The sequence below is a fragment of the Flavitalea flava genome, from assembly GCF_054461575.1.
The window spans coordinates 106,388-128,045 of sequence record NZ_JBTLQH010000004.1 but is presented as its reverse complement, the minus strand read 5'-3'; the positions used below and the strand labels follow the sequence as shown (position 1 = coordinate 128,045).

19 protein-coding genes are annotated in these 21,658 nt (G+C 44.9%); 9 read left to right on the top strand and 10 right to left on the bottom strand.

The window, feature by feature from the left end; translation table 11 throughout:
* Positions 1 to 57 precede the first annotated feature (57 nt).
* Positions 58 to 2,094, bottom strand: a complete 2,037-nt coding sequence (locus ACX0G9_RS06370) for a DUF3857 domain-containing protein (RefSeq protein ID WP_459064032.1) — start codon at positions 2,092 to 2,094, stop codon at positions 58 to 60.
* 86 nt (positions 2,095 to 2,180) lie between these two features.
* On the opposite strand from ACX0G9_RS06370, the gene queG reads away from it, so the two are divergent.
* The gene (queG, locus tag ACX0G9_RS06365; protein WP_459064031.1) at positions 2,181 to 3,113 is read left to right on the top strand and encodes a tRNA epoxyqueuosine(34) reductase QueG; all 933 of its coding nucleotides are present in this window, start codon (positions 2,181 to 2,183) and stop codon (positions 3,111 to 3,113) included.
* Positions 3,114 to 3,134: 21 nt separating this feature from the next.
* On the opposite strand, the gene ACX0G9_RS06360 is transcribed toward queG, so the two are convergent.
* Positions 3,135 to 4,631, bottom strand: coding sequence for an outer membrane beta-barrel protein (locus ACX0G9_RS06360; RefSeq protein WP_459064030.1), 1,497 nt, complete (start codon positions 4,629 to 4,631; stop codon positions 3,135 to 3,137).
* A complete protein-coding gene (locus ACX0G9_RS06355; RefSeq protein ID WP_459064029.1) occupies positions 4,618 to 5,178 on the bottom strand; it encodes an RNA polymerase sigma factor in 561 nt (186 codons plus the stop codon). The genes ACX0G9_RS06360 and ACX0G9_RS06355 overlap by 14 nt, the downstream gene beginning before the upstream one ends.
* A gap of 79 nt (positions 5,179 to 5,257) precedes the next feature.
* Between ACX0G9_RS06355 and bioA the strand changes: the two genes are divergently transcribed.
* The gene (bioA, locus tag ACX0G9_RS06350) at positions 5,258 to 6,529 is read left to right on the top strand and encodes an adenosylmethionine--8-amino-7-oxononanoate transaminase (RefSeq protein WP_459064028.1); all 1,272 of its coding nucleotides are present in this window, start codon (positions 5,258 to 5,260) and stop codon (positions 6,527 to 6,529) included.
* Between the two features lie 8 nt (positions 6,530 to 6,537).
* On the opposite strand, the gene ACX0G9_RS06345 is transcribed toward bioA, so the two are convergent.
* Genes ACX0G9_RS06345 through sppA form a run of 4 tightly spaced genes read right to left on the bottom strand, consistent with a single transcriptional unit; the run spans position 6,538 to position 10,473 of the window.
* Positions 6,538 to 7,032 carry a DUF2911 domain-containing protein gene (locus tag ACX0G9_RS06345; protein ID WP_459064027.1) on the bottom strand — a complete coding sequence of 165 codons (495 nt, stop codon included), beginning with the start codon at positions 7,030 to 7,032 and terminating at the stop codon, positions 6,538 to 6,540.
* A 40-nt stretch (positions 7,033 to 7,072) separates the two neighbouring features.
* Positions 7,073 to 7,588: an SRPBCC family protein gene (locus ACX0G9_RS06340; protein WP_459064026.1), complete on the bottom strand. Its 516-nt coding sequence runs from the start codon at positions 7,586 to 7,588 to the stop codon at positions 7,073 to 7,075.
* 2 nt (positions 7,589 to 7,590) lie between these two features.
* Complete coding sequence (locus ACX0G9_RS06335; protein ID WP_459064025.1) at positions 7,591 to 8,697, bottom strand: ABC transporter permease; 1,107 nt, start codon at positions 8,695 to 8,697, stop codon at positions 7,591 to 7,593.
* Between the two features lie 21 nt (positions 8,698 to 8,718).
* Positions 8,719 to 10,473, bottom strand: coding sequence for a signal peptide peptidase SppA (sppA, locus tag ACX0G9_RS06330; RefSeq protein WP_459064024.1), 1,755 nt, complete (start codon positions 10,471 to 10,473; stop codon positions 8,719 to 8,721).
* A gap of 88 nt (positions 10,474 to 10,561) precedes the next feature.
* On the opposite strand from sppA, the gene folK reads away from it, so the two are divergent.
* The 3 genes from folK to ACX0G9_RS06315 are packed head-to-tail and all read left to right on the top strand — an operon-like array spanning position 10,562 to position 13,012.
* A complete protein-coding gene (gene folK / locus ACX0G9_RS06325) occupies positions 10,562 to 11,053 on the top strand; it encodes a 2-amino-4-hydroxy-6-hydroxymethyldihydropteridine diphosphokinase (protein ID WP_459064023.1) in 492 nt (163 codons plus the stop codon).
* A gap of 53 nt (positions 11,054 to 11,106) precedes the next feature.
* The gene (locus ACX0G9_RS06320; protein WP_459064022.1) at positions 11,107 to 11,739 is read left to right on the top strand and encodes a deoxynucleoside kinase; all 633 of its coding nucleotides are present in this window, start codon (positions 11,107 to 11,109) and stop codon (positions 11,737 to 11,739) included.
* Positions 11,740 to 11,770: 31 nt separating this feature from the next.
* Positions 11,771 to 13,012 (top strand): MFS transporter, encoded by a 1,242-nt coding sequence (locus tag ACX0G9_RS06315; protein WP_459064021.1) that lies wholly within the window; start codon positions 11,771 to 11,773, stop codon positions 13,010 to 13,012.
* A 3-nt stretch (positions 13,013 to 13,015) separates the two neighbouring features.
* On the opposite strand, the gene ACX0G9_RS06310 is transcribed toward ACX0G9_RS06315, so the two are convergent.
* Positions 13,016 to 13,498, bottom strand: a complete 483-nt coding sequence (locus ACX0G9_RS06310; RefSeq protein WP_459064020.1) for a YkgJ family cysteine cluster protein — start codon at positions 13,496 to 13,498, stop codon at positions 13,016 to 13,018.
* Positions 13,499 to 13,715: 217 nt separating this feature from the next.
* Between ACX0G9_RS06310 and ACX0G9_RS06305 the strand changes: the two genes are divergently transcribed.
* The 3 genes from ACX0G9_RS06305 to ACX0G9_RS06295 all read left to right on the top strand — a co-directional run bounded on the left by ACX0G9_RS06305 (position 13,716) and on the right by ACX0G9_RS06295 (position 19,319).
* The gene (locus ACX0G9_RS06305; protein ID WP_459064019.1) at positions 13,716 to 14,630 is read left to right on the top strand and encodes a sterol desaturase family protein; all 915 of its coding nucleotides are present in this window, start codon (positions 13,716 to 13,718) and stop codon (positions 14,628 to 14,630) included.
* Between the two features lie 414 nt (positions 14,631 to 15,044).
* Positions 15,045 to 17,903, top strand: coding sequence for an aminomethyl-transferring glycine dehydrogenase (gcvP, locus tag ACX0G9_RS06300; RefSeq protein ID WP_459064018.1), 2,859 nt, complete (start codon positions 15,045 to 15,047; stop codon positions 17,901 to 17,903).
* 405 nt (positions 17,904 to 18,308) lie between these two features.
* Positions 18,309 to 19,319, top strand: coding sequence for a helix-turn-helix domain-containing protein (locus ACX0G9_RS06295; RefSeq protein ID WP_459064017.1), 1,011 nt, complete (start codon positions 18,309 to 18,311; stop codon positions 19,317 to 19,319).
* A gap of 112 nt (positions 19,320 to 19,431) precedes the next feature.
* On the opposite strand, the gene ACX0G9_RS06290 is transcribed toward ACX0G9_RS06295, so the two are convergent.
* Together ACX0G9_RS06290 and ACX0G9_RS06285 are read right to left on the bottom strand one after the other, a co-directional pair.
* A complete protein-coding gene (locus ACX0G9_RS06290) occupies positions 19,432 to 20,154 on the bottom strand; it encodes a DUF4397 domain-containing protein (protein WP_459064016.1) in 723 nt (240 codons plus the stop codon).
* A 199-nt stretch (positions 20,155 to 20,353) separates the two neighbouring features.
* The gene (locus ACX0G9_RS06285; protein ID WP_459064015.1) at positions 20,354 to 20,872 is read right to left on the bottom strand and encodes a DUF4399 domain-containing protein; all 519 of its coding nucleotides are present in this window, start codon (positions 20,870 to 20,872) and stop codon (positions 20,354 to 20,356) included.
* Positions 20,873 to 21,391: 519 nt separating this feature from the next.
* Between ACX0G9_RS06285 and ACX0G9_RS06280 the strand changes: the two genes are divergently transcribed.
* The gene (locus tag ACX0G9_RS06280; protein WP_459064014.1) at positions 21,392 to 21,598 is read left to right on the top strand and encodes a cold-shock protein; all 207 of its coding nucleotides are present in this window, start codon (positions 21,392 to 21,394) and stop codon (positions 21,596 to 21,598) included.
* Positions 21,599 to 21,658 lie beyond the last annotated feature (60 nt).

Below are 21,658 nucleotides of genomic sequence, written 5' to 3'. Positions count from 1 at the left end.
TATGTTTAGGGACTATTGACGATTGTTAATAATGTTTGAGATAAATAAATTTAATCTTTATCCCGGCTTTTGTTTCAGAACGATCTGCTCGCTTTCTTTCTTTACGATAAACCCGAAAAAATCCCGCAACGTACTGTAATCATCCGGTGCAAAATATGCCCGGTTCAATTTGAGACGGACTCGGAGCTGGATCTGGTTATCCTGGTTGGCAATCAAATATTCAAAACTACCGTCTTCCCCGTTCAAGGCTACTTTGGTTGATTTGGGAAGTTCATCAACCTGGTATCCGGCGGGGATTTCCATATTGAAAATATAAGTATCGTCTATTGTATAATACATTTCAACGGGATACTTCCTGTCAGCCGCCTTAAATGGGTTTTCCCGCCAGGCATCCCCAAACAAAGGGTTAAAATAGATCAATGGGGATCCCCTCTCCTGTTTCAGACTAAAATCGTAATGGATCTTCACCGGCTCTTCGGGCTTTTCCAGGGAATCGATACCGGCATTCATAATGGAGAAGTCTTCTCCATAAGAAGTCTGGATATTTTTAAAATAATTCTTTTCCCCTGTCTCACTCACCTTCCTGCGGGTATTGAAGGACTCCTGATCTCCCAGGGTGGATTGGTAGCCTCCTTCCATATTGCCCTTTTCCGTATTCGTCATAATTACAATCGTGGTCTTTCTTTCCTTCAGGGAGTCTGCCCAGAAATATATGGACCCCGAGTCCTTATTACTGATGATCCTGGCATGGCCATTGTAACAATTGGCGGCTAACTGTCCGAATCCCAATTGGGGATATGCGGCATCCAGGTAATAGATATTCTCTCCTATTTTTACCCTAGCTATTACATAATGCAATCGTTCCAGTTCCGGATATTTGGCCAGATTAAAACCCTGTTCCCTGGTACTTAATAATACGGGATCGGCGGTAATGTACTTTTTCCGTAACAATGCGATTAAAAGCAAGTTGATATCTCCCACCGTTCCGCTATTTTTCTTTAGCACGTCCTTCAAACTTGTCTTTATATGGGGGTTGTAATAATTGGTGCAGGTAAAATGGCTGTTGACATAATAAAAGATTGTTTTGGCCTGTTCTAATAGCCCCGGATTTTTTACCGGAATTTTATTTGCCAAATCACTGACGTCATAATTATCATTAGAAATCGCCTCTCCAAAATCCTCCTCTTTTAGTAATTCTTCTGTCGCTTTGGACCAGGTGTTCATTACATCCCGGGTGGTTTCCCCATTGTAGGTCTGCGCTAATTGAAATTCTATTTTATCCGTATAATTTGTCGGAGAAGATAAAAAATTCTCAACGTGAAAAGCTGGGATATCCTTCATAACCCATTGGTGTTTGACGGTATTGGCTTTTACTAAAATTGTATTGCCTTGATCTCCGTAGAAATTTCTATCCAGGCCCTGTAGCATCAGGTAGGATCCCTTCCCTTCTCCTTTTTTATCGATGGTAAAATCATGGACTCCCCGTTTTACAAACACATAGGAGAGGGTCTGTGGGATATTCACGCTAAGTTCGCTCCATAAACAGGGATATTCAACAGATTGAAATTCCCAGGAAGGGAGATGAAAACAATAATCGGAGGTGATCGTATAACTGTATTCGATGATGGAGCCATCTTTTACTGCCGGCAGGGTAAACTTCCTGATCAGCTGATATTTATCCTGTTTATCATCAAAAATCTCTTTTTTATCCAGTTTGCTCTCCGCCACTTTCCCGTTTTCCAAATTATACGTGGAGGCTTCTATATTATCGGCTTTTTCAAGGTATTCATCCTTATTATATAAATAGATCCGGACCGTCCCCTGTTCAAAGGCCTTTTTATTCAGGATCTTAATCCTGGTAAGTCTTTTAAAAACATAAGAGAACCGGCTATGTTTATTCCCGACAAAGGAAACGGCCCCTATATCCGCAAGGATAACGGCATTGGCATTACTATCGATGATTGGATTGGCGGGAAGCGAAAAATCTTCAGAGGAGACCTTCCCAAATTGTACTTTTGATTTCTCCTGTGCATAACAATAACTTTGCAGGAGAAAAAGCAAAAATAGGACAACTGACAACCGTAAGGATGGCATAAAGTTTAAGTTAGGGGGCTAAACGCTGGCAAATTAAATAAATTACCGCTATAGTCCATACCCTCAGGAGATAATAAATAGTAAACTTGTTAAAAAAAGAATATACTGAAAGGATTAAACAATGGACCAGGGATCTGGGATTCGACCATTGTGGGATAGCCATGTCACAGCCATTGGAGGAGGATGCCCGCCGCCTTGAACATTGGCTGACAAAGGGCATGAACGGTTCCATGCAATACATGGAGAATTATTTTGATATGCGAATTGATCCGGCCAAACTGGTGCCCGGAGCAAAATCAGTGATCACCCTGCTCATGAATTATTTTCCCGCCCAACAGCAAATTTCCGATGGTCCAAAGATTGCCAAATATGCCTACGGCAAGGACTATCACGAGGTTATACGGGCCAGGTTAAAAAATCTGATGGCGCTGATCCATGAACATATCGGGGAAGTGAATGGCCGCGGGTTTGTTGACAGTGCCCCGGTACTGGAAAGAAGCTGGGCCGTCCGGAGCGGCTTGGGCTGGATTGGTAAAAATGGTAACCTCCTGAATAAACAGGTTGGATCTTTCTTTTTTATAGCAACGATGATCGTAGACCTGGAACTGGAGTATGACACCCCTTATTCCGGGGATTATTGCGGCACCTGCCGGAAATGCGTAGTAGCATGCCCGACAGGGGCGATCATGGAAAATAAGGTGGTGGATGGCAGTAAATGTATCTCCTACTTTACGATAGAATTAAAAGATCTGCTGATCCCGGATTCGATGAAAGGAAAATTTGAGGATTGGCTTTTTGGCTGTGATACCTGTCAGGATGTATGTCCCTGGAACCGGTTTTCCAAACCTACTTCCGAACCGGCCTTTGCCCCTATTCCCGCAATCCTGAATTTCAGCACTTCGGATTGGGAGGACCTCACCGAAGAACGTTTTAAAGAGATATTCAGGCAGTCCTCTCTTAAACGCAGTAAATATGCTGGGATTCAACGCAATCTCCGTTTTATAGCCCCAGCCCCCTAAACGGGATAATTTACCTTTACCCTATTTTTTTCCTTTACCTGCCGGTAACAGGACGAGCTTTATTCCTCCGTAGAACAGATGCCTTCCACCTCCCGAAGTAGCATAAGATTCCTCCAACAGGCTTGTAAGTCCGTATTGGATCTGCGGTCCAACCTGAAGACGGCTGCTGCCGACAGGCAGTCCAAGCAACAAGGCCGTCGAAACGTTTACTTGCGCCCGGTTGGAAACCTGGCCGTCTTTATTGTATACATCGGACTTCTGATTATAATAAAGTGCATTGGAACTCATCAGATAGGAAAGGGCAATACCTCCTTCCCAGAACAAGGGCATCGTTTTACTGTGATTTAACCGGTACTGAAGGGAGGCGGGAAGCTCCAGGAAATAATACCGGTTTGTATAAACCAGCTCGTCGCCAAGGGCATAATATGGATAAACCGTCGCCTGTGGAGCGGCGGCAGGGGCATAACCGCTGGACACAAATGCATTGGAAGAAAGTAAAGGCTGGTAATAGTCCACTTTCTGGCCTGTCTTTATCCGGGTAGAATAATAATGAAGACTCAACCCCGCAGAAACAGTAAAACGTGTGGAAATCTGTTTTTGCATGATAATGCCAGCCCAGAAGGAAGGGCCAGGGCGTATGTTTGAGGTAAATGGCTTTTGCGCACGCGCTGTTACCGCAGTAAGGCCGTTGGCATTGGAAAGATCATAAGCCTGTATGGAGGGGGATGTTAAAAAGCTGGCATTCACGGTCGATATCCCTATTCCCCCTGTAAAACCAGCTTCCCAGGTCCGTTTAGGTGAAAGTTTGGTTGGGCTGGCAGTAAGATTATTTTGTTTGATCGTGGGAACGGCGACTATCGTTTTATTGCCTGGCTTGTTAATAGTCCTGAACCCCGGAAATACGCCCGGTTGCCCACCGGTGTTCACCGAAACGATTTTCCCGGTCGAAGTTATCAGAGCGGATCTGCTCTCCGGTTGACTACCGGTCTTTGTTTGTATAGAGATCCCGTTTGCTTTTATTCCTTCCACCCCTATGCCCCCACCCGGTTGGCCGGAGGGTTTATCGGATATCGAATGATCAGGGGCGGCATTTTTGACGTCCTTATCACTACGCTTTTTAGTAGTTGAAACTTCAGGGCTTTTTACCGGTAAAGCACCGGATTTTGCCGAAAGATCGGGCGATGTTGAAGGAACGGAAGATGCTGAAGGGACTGTAGGTGCTGAAGTAACTATAGGTGTAAAAAATTTGGCAGAGGCAGATGGATTGATGGTTAAAGATGAATCAGATGAAGTTTTCCGGGCAGAGGAGGAAGACTTGTTTGTTTTGTTGCCAAAATAAATACCGCCTGCCCCTAATAAAACAATACCAGGTAAAAAGAATAACCAGAAAAATGGAACCCGGCGTTTCTTTTCCTTACCTACAGCCCGCTCCACCTTCGCCCACACGGCGTCGGAAGGGCTAAAAACCAGCTCTTCCATCTTTTGCTGCACTTCTTTTTCAAATTTAGGGTCGTGCATACGTTTCATTTTTGTTTACTGCTGAAAACTTTTTTATCCAGCTAATCAGCAAAGCTCGCGCCCGCGCATATTGCGAACGGGAAGTTCCTTCATTAATTCCCAAAATTTTTCCGATTTCCACATGCGTATATCCCTCTACTGCATGAAGATTGAAAATAGTCTGATATCCAGGGGGCAACTGACGGATAAGTTCTGCCAATTCTTTGGTATTCAGGGTCACTTCAGGATCATCGTTGGAAATGGGATGAAGCATGGCATCGGTAAATAACAGGTCGGACTGATACCTGCTGTGCTTTTTGAGATAATTTATAGCTGTGTTCACCATGATGCGGCGTATCCACCCGCCAAGTTCCCCCGAAAAGGTAAATTGATGTAAATTCTTGAAAACCAAAATAAAACCTTCCTGTAAAACATCCTCGGCATCGGCCATAGATTTCGTATACCGGTAACAAATCCCCAGCATTCCTCCTGAAAAATGCTCATAGAGCCGCTTTTGGGCAGCCGTATTTCCCTTTAAACAATCTTTGACCAGCTGGTGATAATCCATTCCTTCCTTTGTTAACACTATGACAAATAAACGGCAGGAACCGTTGCATCCCCTCAAACCTTAACTTTACAGCCGAAATATGGCAAAATCACTGACCCAGAGGGACCAGGAGGTGATCTGGCACCCATATACCCAACACAGGAATAAACTGGCACCAATCCCGGTGGTACAAGGCAAAGGTAGTTTGTTGTTTGATGATACCGGCAATTCCTATATAGATGCCATCAGCAGCTGGTGGGTGACCATCCATGGCCATGGTAATGCCTACATAGCCGAAAAACTATACGAACAGGCAAAAAAACTGGAACAGGTGATCTTTACCGGGTTTACGCATGAGCCGGCCGTACAATTGGCCGAAAGATTGCTCCCGCTCCTCCCTGGCAATTTTTCTAAAATATTTTATACCGATAATGGATCCACTGCAGTGGAATCGGCCATCAAAATGGCCATCCAATACTGGGGAAATCAGGAACAAAACAATCGGTCCAAAATACTTGCCTTTCGAAACTCCTATCACGGAGATACATTCGGGGCTATGAGCGTCTCGCAACGGAGCGTGTTTACAGCCCCCTTTAATGACTATCTTTTTGAAGTGATCTTTATAGATACTCCTACCGAAGCCAATATCGGAGAGCTGCAGTCGCTGATAAACCGGCAGGCCGGCGAAATTGCCTGTTTTATTTATGAACCGCTTTTACAGGCAGCTGGCGGAATGCTTATGTACGATGCCGGACTACTGGACCAATTATTGGAGACCTTGCTTGCACAGGGGATCATTTGTATAGCAGACGAAGTACTTACCGGTTTTGGACGGACAGGCAAATTATTTGCCGGCGAATACATGGAGCAAAAGGCGGACATTATTTGTTTGAGCAAAGGCCTTACAGGAGGTACGATGGCTTTGGGAGTTACCGCCGCCACCGAAAGGATCTTCGAGGCTTTTCTCAGCGATGATAAAAGGAAGACCCTTTTTCACGGGCACTCCTTCACCGCAAATCCCCTGGCTTGTTCGGCCTCCCTGGCCAGCCTGGATCTTCTTTTACGGGAAGATTGCCTGGGGAACATACAAAACATAAATACACTTCATCTGGCTTTTGCCGAAAAAATACAGGGAGTCCGGGCTGTAAAAAATGTGCGTATCCTCGGAACTGTTCTTGCTTTTGAGATTAATACAGGAAAGGATGAATATATCAATTCGATCGGAGCGGACCTGACACAGGAGGCACTTCAGAACGGGATTTATCTCCGGCCCCTGGGAAACACGGTCTATCTGATGCCGCCATACTGCATTACAGAAAAAGAAACGGACCAGGTGTATAGCTTCCTGGTCCGTTATCTTCAAAAATATTGAGAGGCCTTTTACTGTATGCTTACAGGAATGGCAACCCGGGTATTATCCCATTCAATGATCATGTCTTTGCCGGCAAACCGGATCGTGAACTGTTCTACAGGGGGATCCGCCTTGGTTACCGGAACTTCCGCGTGAAGCACGTCCTTATCTTTGAACTGATCGTACTTATAGGCGCCCCATTGCCCCAGCTCGCTATTCAGAATAATAGCCCATTGTTTTTCGTAAGGAGTGACAAACAGCGTGTAGGTTCCCGCTTTTACCGGTTTTCCCGCAAATGTTCCGTCTTTGGCAAAGGCGATCGTAGTCGCTTCATCGGCGCCGGCGCGGTATACTTTTCCAAAAGGTTCCAGTTTTCCGAAGATCTCTCTGCCCTTTTTGTAGGGGCGGCCATAAGTGACCTTTATATTTTTCGTTTCTAAGGTATCGTGAGGACTTTTCCGGGTCTGGCTGCAGGCAACCAATCCGATGAACAGGATAGTCGTCATTAAAAGGACTTTTTTCATATTGAGTTTTTTTATGTAGATGGTTAAAACGCCTTTAAAGTTACTGAACGTTTTCCACAAACTGTTTAAGTCCGGACAAAGATTCTTCCATAATCGGACCCAATTTTTTATCATAGACCAGGCTGCCCATTTTCTCCCAGGGATACCACCTGAAATGAAAATCAAACCACCATTGCACGGTAAGGCTGTCTGAGCTCAATTGCAGCAGGTTGAACCCGCCTGTAAACCGTTTACCCCTGATCTGCTGCCAATCCATTATGACGGAATCAGGGCTGCTTTCTGAAATGGTCACTAAAAGCTGATCCGATCGCAGGGTTGCTCCTTTCCCGGAAGAAGGGTCTGTAAAAGACCTGCCGGTCAACGGGATGGTTCGGATAAACTGGTTCCATTGGTCCCAGGTCTTCAGATCATTAACGGCCCCATATACCCTTTGCCGGCTGGCAGCCACATTGATGGCGCGGGATACCCGTAAATGCGAAGGAAACAAAAGAGAAATGGCCGTCAACAACCCAAAAAGCACGACCGCACTGACCACTATCAATTTAATAAAACGCATACTCACTCCCATTTAAATACTTTTATGGCGACGCCGTATACGACAATCCCCCAAATGGACAGGATTCCTAATTGTTTGCCGCAATCGGTAATATGCGCGCCTTCAAAAGCAACATTCCGCATGGCATCGTTCAATTGTTTTAAGGGAAGGAATTCGCACAAATTCTGCAGCCAACCTGGGAAAACATCCGTTGAAAAGAAAGTACCGCTCAATAAAAACTGAGGCAAAGTAAGCATATTGGCAAAAATAGGGATCGTACTTTCGCTTTTTGCCACGCTGCTTATAATGAAGCCACAGCCCATAAAAACGATCAGCCCGAATAAACTCAACAGGATCATTTCCCAAAAGGTGACCCACCCATGCACCAGGGTAAAATGAAAAGCGGTCACCCCCACCAGAATGATCACCACGGCAGTGATGAGCTGAAAAAGTACTCTGGCCAGGCATTCCCCGAATATGATATATCCTTTATGGATAGGGGTCGAATAAAAACGTTTCAATACCAGTTGCTGCCGCAGGTTAAAAAATAAAAAAGCGACCCCGAAAATAGCAGCACTGAGCAGGGAAAATCCAAGCATGCCTGGCAAGATGAAATCGATCATGGAATAGGCCCGCCCCGGCAGAACAGGCAACTCTTTCAGATTAACCAATCTGTATTGGGCCGGAACAGCGCGATCCTCCATGGACTGGACTGTCTGAGCCAATGCCATTTTAAGAATAGGGTATTTATCTCCGCTGGCGGACGAGGTCTGCGTGTGAATGGTGTATTGCATGAACCCAGTCTCCGTTCTGGCCGAATCCACCGATAACACCGCTGCGATCTTGCCTTTTTCCAGGTCTTTCCGGATAGTTGACGTATCCTTATCCTGAACCAGTTTTATAACAGGTATGCGTAACAAGGTTCTGATCACTATCGTATTGGAATCAGCCATATTGTTCAGAGCGATCCTGACGGAAGGCCCGCTACCGCCGATGAATCCGAATACCAGAATAAAGATCAGCGGAAATCCAAAGCTGAACGCGACGGACGCAGGGCTCCTGAAAATCGCTTTCAGGCTTCCTTTAGTGATCGCCAGCATCGCCCTGAACTGGTTATAATTTTTCGGCATATATTATATTCTGGGGTGGGATTATTCAAACGAAAGATCGAAGGGCAGTTTTGCCTGGGTTGTTCCCATCAATGCCTTAACTTTTTTCAGATTGTCGTAAGTACGGAACCCGTCTTCTCCCAATTCCTCCTTCACAGCCTTCATGCTGGCCGTTTTTTTATAATCGCCCAACAACATGTCCAAAAAACTCTTCGGTTCGGGGTATTCCTTAAGCCGGTAATCCCCTGTTTTTGCCAGGCGGGCGGCGCAATCGATGGCATCCTGTAAATTTCCCAGCCGGTCAACCAACCCCAGTTGAAGCCCCTTTTCACCGCTCCACACTCTTCCCTGCGCAATACTGTCCACGTATTCCATCGTCTTTTTTCTTCCATCGGAAACACGCGTCTTAAAATCATGATATATGCTGTCAACCTCACTTTGTAAAAACATTTTCTGCAACGGAGTTAGGGGTTTGGTGACGGATAGGGCCTCACCATAGGGAGCTGTCTTGACCCCATCGAAGGTAACGCCCAGTTTGTTCCTAAAGAAGTTCTGCATATTCGGAAATACGCTGAAAACACCAATGGAACCTGTTATAGTACCCGGTTCGGCAAATATGCTGTCCGCAATGCAGGAAAGATAATATCCTCCGGAGGCGGCCACATCGCCAAAACTGATTACAACCGGTTTTTCCTTTCTGGTTATCATGATCTCCCTCCAGATATTCTCGCTGGCCAGGGAACTCCCCCCACCGCTGTTTACCCGAATCACTACTGCTTTTACCTCTTTATCCATCCGGGCCTTACGGATAAGCCAACGGTAGGTTTCCGAACCGATCTGACCCTTATCCCCTTTTCCATCGACAATATCCCCTTCCGCATAGATAAGACTGATCCGGTCTTTACCACTGATCTTAAAGTCAACTGCCTTTGCATATTTTCCAATCGGAACGAAATTAATAAGGTCGTATTTTCCTGACTTTAATTTCCCCCGCATCTCATCCTTTACTTCATCATCATATTTTAATCCATCTACTAATTTGTGGTCCAGTGCATCCTTCGGATACTGAATGAGGTGCTCATTTACGCATTTCCTCAGATCGGAAGTATCAAGATTACGTGCCGAAGCGGTCGAATAGAGGAGTAAATTATAAAGGTCTCCCAGCAATTCAGTCATCTGTATCCGGTTAGGTTCGGTCATCTTATCGGATCGTAACGGTTCCGTAGCGCTTTTGAATTTACCGGCATAGAAGATTTGAGGTTCGATCTCCAGTTTCTCCAAGGTCCCTTTCAGGAATGTCATTTCGGCGGCAAATCCCCTCCATTCCACCCCGCCTTTTGGATTGCAATAGAGCTTATCGGCAGTATTCGCAACGAAATATGCCTTTTGCGGAATCACGTCCCCGTATGCATAAACGAACTTACCGCTCTTTTTAAAATCGAGAAGCGCGTTCCTGATCTCTTCGCAGGTTCCGAATCCATTGGAATTTCCATTACACTTAAGATATATGCCTTTTACGGCGCTATCCCCTTTGGCATGTCTGACCAGTCTTACCAGGTCATAAAGACCCGGCACGTCATACTGGTCCTCAGAACCAAGCTCGGCCAGAGGATTCTCCTGGGTTTGCTCCCGGTAAGTCTGATTCAGATCGATGACCACTATGGCTTTACTGCCGATATCCGGTTTTTTAGAAGAAAGAAGATTACTCACTACGCCCACTAAAATGATTATGGCGATGACCGTGAAAGTGACCAGGGCCAGTAATGCCGCAAAAAAAGATTTAAAAAAGCCTCCCATGTGCAGGTATTTTTTTAGCTAAGTCCAAAAATAAAGATATTTGGGCCCCGAAAGTAAGGATATTTAGGCCCCGGAAAGCAACGAATCTATGAACATATCATATTTATTGATAGGTGGCAATCAAGGAGACAGAATGGACCAACTGGCAAAGGCCAGGGAAAGGATTACCGGATCGGGCTGTACCATCCCGGAGCATTCTTCCGTTTATGAGACGGCCGCCTGGGGTAAAACGGATCAGCCGGCTTTCCTTAACCAGGCCCTTTTGATCTGCACCGTTTTAGACGCGCCTGCCCTGCTGGCTGAACTTTTAAAGATCGAATTGGCCATGGGTCGCAGGAGGGAAGAAAAATACGGGGCAAGAACCATCGATATAGATATCCTTTTTTTTAATAAGGAGATAATCACCTTACCTCAATTGGTGGTTCCCCATCCGGAAATTCAAAACCGGCGTTTTGCCCTGGTGCCGATGGAGGAGATCGCTCCGCAATGGCAGCACCCGGTATTTAACAAAACGATTACCCGTTTGCTTAAGGATTGCCAGGACAAACTGGATGTGAAAAAAATTGTTCCGATTATTTAATTCTTTTCGCTAAAAGATTAATCCTTTAGTTTTTCTTTGCATTGCCCATGAGTATGAATCATCACTTTATTACAATAGAAGGGAATATCGGAGCAGGAAAAACAACGCTGGCCCACTTGTTGGCCAAACGGTTCAATGCCCGGCTGATCGTCGAGCAGTTCGCCGATAATCCCTTTTTGCCCAAATTTTATGAGAATCCGGAACAATATGCCTTCCCCCTGGAGCTCTTTTTTATGGCAGAGCGTTACAAACAACTAAAAGAGCTGGTTCATACCAAGGACCTGTTCCAGCATATCACGGTAACGGATTACCTTTTCACCAAATGCCTGTTATTCGCGAAGGTTAACCTGCCCGGGCAGGAATTCCATTTATACCAGAAATTATTCGACATCATACATCAGCAATTGGTCCAACCTGATATTCTCATCTATCTCCATGCCTCTGTTAATAAATTGCAGGGGAATATAAAGAAGCGGAACAGGCCTTATGAGCAATCAATCCAGGACGGGTATCTGTTCAATATCCAGGAAGCCTATATCAACTATATCAAACAGCATAATATAAAAACTATTTTTATAGACGCCGGCAACGCAGACTTTCTGGGTAATGAAAAACATATGGAGGTTGTACTAGACGCCCTGGAAAAAGACCTGGGCCCCGGACAGCATTACTTTACGCTGCCCTGATGTAAGGTTGCCCTGTTATAAATAAGCAGCTATGAATGAACGAAGACAATCAGCACTGGAAGTACTTCGTATTCCCGAATACCGGCATTTTATTACCGCCCGTTTTTTCTATGTTATGGCCCTGCGAATGGTGACTACCATCGTAGGATGGCGAATTTATGAGATCACCCACAATCCTTTTGCGATAGGCCTGATCGGTCTGTCCGAATTCCTTCCTGCGTTCTGCCTGGCTCTTTATGCCGGTCATGTAATCGACAAAAGCGATAAAAGGGCTCTCCTTTTGTTCACTACTTTTTGTTACCTTATTTGTGTAGGATGTCTCCTCACTATTTCAACCGGAACAGTGATCCGGTCTCTGGGAGGACATTGGATCCAGTGGCTGACCTATTCGATCATTTTTTGTTCCGGTATTATCCGCGCCTTTGCAGGACCGGCGCTGAATGCCATAATCGCCCAGATCGTTCCCCGGCCGCAGTTACCCGGAGCCGTAACACTAAATTCGAGCGCATTTTTGTTGGCTTCGGTTCTCGGTCATGCGACCGCAGGTTTTCTGATCGCGCACACGACTTATCTTTTTTCGTTTTGCATGGTAGGGGTTTATGTGATGATTGCCTTATATTTCATCTCCGCGCTGGCCCCAAAAAAGATCATGGTGGTCAATTCCGAAATAAAGCCATGGGAGAGTATAAAGGAAGGTTTGCGTTTTGTTTATCACACGAGGGAGGTGTTGGGAGCGATGGCCCTCGATCTGTTCGCCGTACTTTTCGGGGGTGCGGCAGCCCTGATCCCGGTATATGCAAGGGATATCCTGAAGGTGGGCCCGGAGGGCTTTGGCTGGCTGAATGCCGCATCTGACATTGGGTCGATAACCACCATTCTTTTTCTTACCCTGAATCCCCTGCATCGCCGGCAAGGGCTCATCCTGATGTATGCCGTGGCAGGGTTCGGCGCCAGCATCATCTTATTCGGGCTTTCCCAATGGTATTTTTTATCCTTTGCCGCCCTGCTCTTCTGCGGTCTGCTGGATGGTATCAGTGTAGTCGTGCGAAGCACTATCCTGCAATTAAAAACACCCGATGCGATGCGGGGCCGGGTTTCATCTGTCAACTCCATGTTCATCAACTCCAGTAATGAGCTGGGCCAGTTTGAAAGCGGAGTGATGGCCAGGCTGCTGGGGGTGGTTCCATCTGTAGTTTTCGGAGGATGCATGACCATTGCTGTAGTCGTCGGCACCTGGTTCAGGGCACCAAGTCTGCGGAAGATGGAATATTAGCTATCAGCCTCCGGTATCCATTAATTTTTCCAAAACAAAATAAACGATCGGGCAAAAGGTTGAATTTTTTTGCGTAATGGCCGGTCTCTTTAAAAGGATATCCTCATCGGTATAAGGAAACCGTTCGCAATCCGAAGGTCTTGCTGTATAGATGCTGCAATAATTATCATTTCCTAAAAAAGGGCATGGTAAGGTCTTCGCCACATAATCACCGTCTTCATCTATCCGAAGATAACGGTCGATCAGTTCCGTTTCGCGGATCTTCAGGTGTTTGGCAATCCTTTTTATATCCGGGCCTTTGAACCGGGGAGAATAATTCTTGCAGCAATTGGCGCATTGAAGGCAATCGACCCGCTCAAAAGCCTCTTCATGGAGATCGGGTAATTGTTTCAACACCTTGTTTTTATCCGCTTTTTGCAAAAAACGTTTGTACTGTTTCTGGTGTTCCCAGGATTTCTTTTCCCAGTTATGTAATATATCGCTCATACAATTTTTCTTCCCTCCCTGCTATTAATAAATATCTATCTGTTATTAACATCTACCGGTAATTAATATCTAATTAACAAATACAGGATACGAAGATCGTTCAATTAACGTTATTTCGGGTCAGGATTGGCCAATTAGTGTTAACTGGTGGCAAAGATCGGCCAATTAGGGTTGGCGAAGGATAAATACCGGCTATTTTCAATTAGATTTGCGTCAGATGGAAACATTCAGGGAACAGATGCTCATTCTTGTAAGTACACCTCTATACCTAATTGTCATAGGGCTGGAAATCCTGTTGAGCAACTACAGACATCGGAAGTTGTACTCCTGGAAAGATACCCTGACCAATATTTACCTCATGTTGCTGAATGGCAGCCTTGACCTTCTTTTCCGGACAGTATATCTATTTATTCTGGATTATTTTTACCGGCATCACCTGCTCTCCGTCACGCATGTTTTTTCTTATTGGTTCATGTTGATTTTAGCCGAAGATTTCCTTTATTACTGGTTACATCGCTGGGACCATGAGATCCGTCTTTTTTGGGCAGTGCATGTAACTCATCATTCTTCTGAACACATGAATTTTACGGTAGGGTTCCGGTCATCTGTTTTTCAGCCATTGTATCGTTTTGTTTATTTTATTCCCCTGGCCTTATGCGGTTTCAAACCGCTGGACATTATATTCATCTATTCCGCCACACAAATCTGGGGCATTTTCGTACATACCGAACTGATCAATAAAATGGGATGGCTGGAATATATCCTGGTGACCCCCTCTCATCACCGGGTACATCATGCCTCCAATCCGAAATACCTGGATAAGAACATGGGTATGTTCCTTATAATCTGGGATCAGTTATTCGGTACCTTTCAGCCCGAATTGACTGCCGAAGAATATCAGACCAAAAAATACGGTCTGACAAAGCCGCTTGAAAAGACGACAACCGGCAAGATTATTTTTCATGAATGGAACGATATCGGAAAAGACCTCTCGCGCGAGGATATCGGCTGGAAGGAAAAATGGAACTATGTATTCGGCCCTCCCGGATGGAGCCACGATGGCAGTCGGCTCACCAGCGACCAGATGCGGGATGCAGAGGATTTTACAATCACCAGATTGTCCGAACGATAGATAATAGATAATCCCTCTCCTTTTCCACGCGGACTCCTCTCCTGTTATTTTCCAGTTATACCTTAATACAGTTTTAATTTAATTTTAATATGTACTTTTCTTCATTACCCCATTTCTGCAGTAAATTTGCAGCAGGGGTATAAGAAATTAATATTTACACAACAAGTTTAGCATCAAGTTTTAGGGTTTAGGGGTTTTTAAAGAGCCCTTTCTAGTCATAGAAAGGGCTTTATTTTTTCTTCTCTTTTATTCACTTTTTATTCACCTCTCATCGGCCAGGCCCTTATAACCTATTGAGACCGTTAGCCTTACCATTTTCAAAAATCAGGATAACCACCTTCTTCAATTCGCTGTTTTTTCGCACTATCGCCGTAACTTTGCCCATCTTTTTTAAACGGTCAACCTCTAATTAGTATGAATCTATTCGAACAACAGGCGAATGAATTTGCAGAACGTCATATTGGGCCCAACGATCAGGAAACCAGCCAGATGCTTAAAACCATCGGGGTCCGTTCACTGGAAGAACTTATTGACAAAACGATACCTGGCTCTATCCGGAGCAGAAAACCATTGGCTATTCCAGGCCCGGTAAGCGAGTATCAGTACCTTAACGACCTCAGGCAGGTTGCGGCTTTGAATAAGGTATACAAATCGTATATCGGACAGGGGTATTATGATACCATCGTACCTAGCGTCATTTTACGAAATGTTTTCGAAAACCCGGGATGGTATACCCAATATACCCCTTACCAGGCCGAGATCTCACAAGGCCGCCTGGAAAGCCTGCTGAATTTTCAGACCCTGGTGGCGGATCTGACCGCCCTCCCTCTGGCCAATGCCTCTTTGCTGGATGAAGGAACTGCCGCCGCAGAAGCAATGACCATGTTTTTTAACCTGAAGAACAAAGACCACGATCATATCACGGTTCCAAAGTTTTTTGTCGATAAGAATATTTTCCCCCAGACCAAAAACATCCTGATCACCAGAGCTCAGCCTGTAGGGATCGAGCTGGTTTACGGAGACTTCCGGGATGCGGAGATAGACGGTTCTTATTTCGGCGCCCTGGTGCAATATCCGGGTAGTGACGGGGCCATTTCAGACTATCGTTCATTTATAAATATGGTTCACCAGGCAGGCGCCTTTGTGGTAATGGCCACAGATCTGCTGGCCCTGACGCTGCTCGCTCCTCCGGGCGAATTGGGGGCCGATGCAGCCATTGGTTCCTCCCAACGTTTGGGCGTCCCTATGGGATTCGGAGGGCCACATGCTGCATTTTTCGCCGCCAGGGATGATTTCAAACGATCCATCCCGGGCCGTATCATTGGAGTCAGCATAGATGCACAAGGCAACCGCGCGCTGCGTATGGCTTTGCAGACAAGGGAACAACATATCAAACGGGAAAAGGCTACCTCCAATATCTGTACAGCCCAGGCGCTGTTAGCCAACATGGCTGCCATGTACGCCGTCTACCATGGTCCGGAGGGCCTGACCCGGATTGCTAAACGGGTAAGCACCCTGACACGAACCCTTTCCCATGAACTGGAAGGATTGGGGCACCCCAACTTAAATGAATTTTATTTCGATACCATCCGCCTTAAAGTGGCGGATGCCGTAAAGATCAGGGAGTTTGCGGAAGAAAGAGGTATCAATTTCCTTTATTCAGAGGACCATCATATCGGAATCACCCTGGATGAAACGACTACGCAGCATGATGTCATTCAAATCCTTTCCGTATTTACAGATGCAGCCGGTCTGGACCTGGTCTCTGCCACTTTCGATGTTGATGACAGCCTGGATAATATTCCATCCTCCGCTACGCGGACTTCGGAATTCCTGACGCATCCCGTTTTTAATACCCATCATAGCGAAACAGAAATGATGCGCTACCTGAGGAGCCTGGAGAACAAGGATCTTTCCCTTAACACCTCCATGATCTCACTCGGTTCCTGCACGATGAAGCTGAATGCGGCATCCGAATTGATCCCGGTTAGCTGGCCGGAGTTTGGTAAACTGCATCCCTTTGCACCGGCAGACCAATGGAACGGGTATCGCCGGATCCTGACAGAACTCGAAAGGTGGTTAAGCGAGATCACCGGCTTCGTAGCGACCTCCCTTCAACCAAACAGCGGTGCTCAGGGAGAATATGCGGGGCTCCTGACCATTCGATCTTATCACGAAGCCAGAAAGGAAGCTCACCGGAATGTAATACTTATCCCTATTTCCGCTCACGGAACCAACCCTGCCAGCGCCGTTATGGCGGGCATGAAGGTGGTAGTGGTAAAAAGTGATGAGGATGGTCATATCGACACCATTGACCTGAAAGCCAAAGCCGAACAATATAAAGACCGGCTTGCGGGACTGATGGTGACATACCCTTCGACCCATGGTGTATTTGAAGAGAGCATAAAAGAAATTTGTAGTACCATACATGACAACGGAGGACTCGTTTATATGGATGGCGCTAATATGAATGCCCAGGTCGGACTTACCAGCCCCGGTCAGATTGGAGCAGATGTCTGTCACCTGAATCTGCATAAGACCTTCTCCATACCTCATGGCGGCGGCGGTCCGGGAATGGGGCCGATTTGTGTCAATGAAAAACTAAAGCCATATCTGCCTAATGCCGTTTCTGCAGCCCCTTATGGCTCTGCCAGCATTTTGCTGATCAGTTATGCCTATATTAAAATGCTGGGGGCAGAAGGGTTAACCAATGCAACCAGGTATGCCATCCTCAATGCCAACTACATGAAGGCAAGATTGGAAAAACAATATCCGATCCTTTATAGTGGAAGCAACGGCACCTGCGCCCATGAGTTCATCGTCGATCTCCGGCCATTCAAGGCTAGTGCAGGTATCGAAGCAGAAGACGTAGCCAAACGCCTGATGGATTATGGGTTTCATGCCCCCACGCTCAGTTTTCCGGTTCCGGGTACGGTGATGATCGAGCCTACCGAAAGCGAAAACAAAGCGGAGTTGGATCGTTTTTGTGATGCTATGATCAGCATTTTCCAGGAGATTAAAGCTATCGAAGAAGGAAAATCGGATAAGGTGGATAATGCCCTGAAAAATGCACCGCACACTCAACATGTAATCTGTGCAGACGAATGGAACCATGCTTATAGCCGTTCCCAGGCTGCCTTCCCTTTGCCTTATGTAAAAGAAAACAAATTCTGGCCCAGCATCGCCCGGGTAAATAATACCTATGGTGACCGTAACCTGATCTGCACTTGTGAGCCTGTCAGCTCTTATGCAGAAGAGATATTGGCGAATTAAAAAGGATAAAATAAAAAAACCTGGCCCTTAACATAAAGGCCAGGTTTTTTTATTTATATAAGGTCCATTTCAATCATTTAATCATTCATGATTGATCGGTTACTAATCAAAGACTGCCAGTAGAATTGAGGAAGGTGTTCCAAGGGATCGAAAAAAAAAGATCTCTCAACGATATATGATGAAAGATATCGGATAATGATCATTCAAAGGAATTCAGATAATGGAATTGTAAAATCTATAAAGTAAAGTTAAACTTGTTTTATCGATTAACTATCCCATAATAAATCAAAATATACCTTATTCCAGTCAAAAAAAAGTTCTAAAATCTATTTCCGGATGAATTTCGTATATGCGTTGCATACTTTTAAATTCAGATTCTATCCATAACCACCTCATGGCCTGCCCATGCATCGTTTCATAGTAAGAGATGACAATCTGGAATCCGGTTTCCTATCCCTTTCGAAACAACTACCAGCTTCGATTACAAACAATACCTTACATATTCCCCAGCATAGAGGAAGCGGTGTAATAAAAAGTGTATTTCTGGAGACAGGTTTATATCTGAGGTACTTCCGGATAGCCTATTATGAAGATATTGAGATCCTTCGCCAGGAAAAACAACCGGATAGCGATATTATTTTTGCTTTGTCCTTCCTGTTGACTCCATATTCCCCGCAAACGGCCAACCCTTTTCCTAATCCTTCAGGGTGGAAAGGTTATTCCAACACAATTTTTTTAACGTCAAATAATATTCGAATTTCCGTCCGGATCCCGGAAAGGAGCCTTTCACAAACTATCGAACTTCTGTTCTCACAGAAATGGCTATCGTCTAATATGACAGGGATGGAAAAGAAAATTGAAACCTTTACCGGTGGCCTGGTAGCGGACAATTTAATATCCGGGGATAATGGTCTTCCTTTCCTTACCGAACTAACCAGGACGGATGATGAAAATTTGCTTAGGGAAATAGAAGCTGAATTGAATAAACCAATGTCAGATTTGTTACTGGTACGGTCAAGAGCACTAATGCTCCTGTCCAATGTTTTTAAGAACCTCCCTGAAGAAACGATAACCAAATTACCGATCCGGGAAACGTATTATATACAAACCATACGACAGGTAGAACAAAGATTGGTTCGAAATCTGGAAAACAGGCTGCCATCCCAGAAACAATTGGCTAAAGAATTTGCCTTGAGCGAGTCCACTTTAAAAAGACATTTTAAAGCAACATATGGAAAGACCATATATGAATATTACCTGGGTAAAAAAATGGACCTGGCCAAATGGTTACTTAAAGAGAAAAAAATGAATGTGTCTGAAACAGCCTATATGCTTGGCTATGAAAAAGTCAGTTCCTTTATTATCATGTTCAAGAAATATCACAAGGTGTTGCCAGGCTCACTTCGTTGTGGTTAAAAGGACGTAAAGTGGACACAAAAAAGCCGGAGATCTCTGATTCAGACCCCCGGCGTACTAACCCGGAATAATTTTCCCGATCACTCAAACAAATCCCTTCTTTAGATTTGCTTTAATAAACAGCCCTAAACACCTTGATAGACAACGGATTAGTGGTGTTATTTGGTTTCCCTGTAAAAAAAATGGTATATGCATTAGCAGCGGCTGGGTTAAAATCGGTCATGGTAGCCAGGACCGAATCCGTTCCGGCAACCTTTACTTTCAGTGTATAACTGGCTGGATTGACCGGTTTGAACAAATTCAGACTTGTACGGGATACATTATCCGCAACAGCACGGTTAGGATCACTCACGGTAGTATTCAAATAGAAGTCTACAAGAGGAGCGTCTGGACACATATTAAAAAACCGGTAAAATCCACTCGCCGTGGTAATATTGCTGAAATCATCCGCTATTTTCGCTGCTTTGGCAGTTCCATTAACTGTGGTGTTGTAAAGTAAAAGGGTATAGAATTTAACCGAATCGTATATAGAGGCCGGAATCTGGGCCAGCAAACTATCGGATCCGGCAACTTTGAATTGAATGTCGTAAATAGCAGGATTTAACCGCGAATAACCGTTAAGATAACTACCTGATGGAATAGCAACCGTTGATTTCGAACCATTTAGGTAAATTTCTGTAGATGGGGCATAAGGAGCCAGATTCATAGCTGTAACGAAGGTTGCAACTGTGTTGGTGCTGGTAGAACTCGACTTTGCACAACCGGTAAACCCTAACCCTAAAATCCCCAAAATAATCGTCCAATAAATAGCAGCTGTCCACTTATTCTTTCTCATGTTCTCGTTTTTTAATAATTGTAAAGTTTTCAAATTAGATTAAGTATACTCCTGACAACTTCTACGCTCTTTCCGTTGCGTGGGTTGTCTTAAACAGGGTTACGATTAAATAAAAAAACGTTTACCACTCCCGGCGGGTTTTGTGTTAGCCCGGAATGGTAAACGAATGAAAAAAACGCCTTGAATCCGGTAATCCGGGTTATTGTACAGTTACATTAATGGTAGTCGCCAGTTTACCTCCGTAAGAACGATGTATTCCATCGGCAAATTGAAGAGTTAAGACATGTTTCCCGGCTGGCAGGGTAACTTCGGTGCTGGTTTGTCCTTTTCCAAAATGAAGATGATGTTCATCCTTCGGCACTACAATCCCTGAAGGAATGGAATCCCCGGCATCGATTAATAAATGGTGGTGCCCCGATCCTGCCACGATGACGCCGGCAGTATCGATTTTCAACCCTTCTACCCCCATTTCTATTTTAAAGGGAGATTTCACTTTTTCACCGTCCTTTAGGTTCTTAAAATACACTTTGGCCCCTGCCGGAACATCGGGCAAAGCTGTGGATAATTTACTGGAATCAACGCTATGATTCATATTCATGCTGTCAGGTGTCGCAGTTGCCTTGGTAGTGTCCGAAGGAGACGCGGCTCTGTCAGCGGCATTGTTACAGGCAGCCATACCCAATACCAATGCAGCAGAAAGAAAGTGAGTAATACGCATGTTGGAATTTATTTATTTTAGGAACTAAAAATACTTAATAAATGGTTACCCTGCCACAAAAAAGCAAAAACCCCGCACCATATCGTGCGGGGTAATGAATTTACTGTAAGATTGGACGTTCTTTACAGCGAGAGCCCTAAACAGGATAGGACATTGGACATTTTTGGTTTTTACAGGACGGATCGGACTTCTTAACGGTTTGGTTTTTCATGAAGGAGACCGGATCATTTATTCATTCACTGCGCAAAGTTGCGTCAACAGAAAGAAAATTCAAATTTTTAAGATGACCAATCTGTTACCCTTTGTGATAACCTTATATTCCGGTACAGGCAAACCCTTACCCTCACGTAAGTATACTACCTTGCCCGGAAAATCCCCCTCCCGGAAAATCGTGAGTTTCCCTATCTGTTTTCCCCTGTTCAACCGTAAAAACCCGGTTTTTGGGGGTCGGATAGTTATTCCGGGAGCTATCAAAAAAAAGTCGTACTTTGCATCCCTATTTTATTACCAATACAATTAATGATGGACAACAAAACAACAGGCACCGTAAAGTTTTTCAACGCAGACAAAGGATTTGGTTTTATCAAGCATGATGATTCCAACAAAGAAACCTTTGTACATGCCAGCGGGTTGATTGACCAGATCAAAGAAAACGATCACGTAGAATTTGATCTTCAGAACGGGAAAAAAGGCCTGAACGCAGTAAACGTAAAATTGATCCGATAAATCTGGTCTTTTTGCACACAACTTTTAAGAGGACCCTTGGTCCTCTTATTTTTTTCCCCC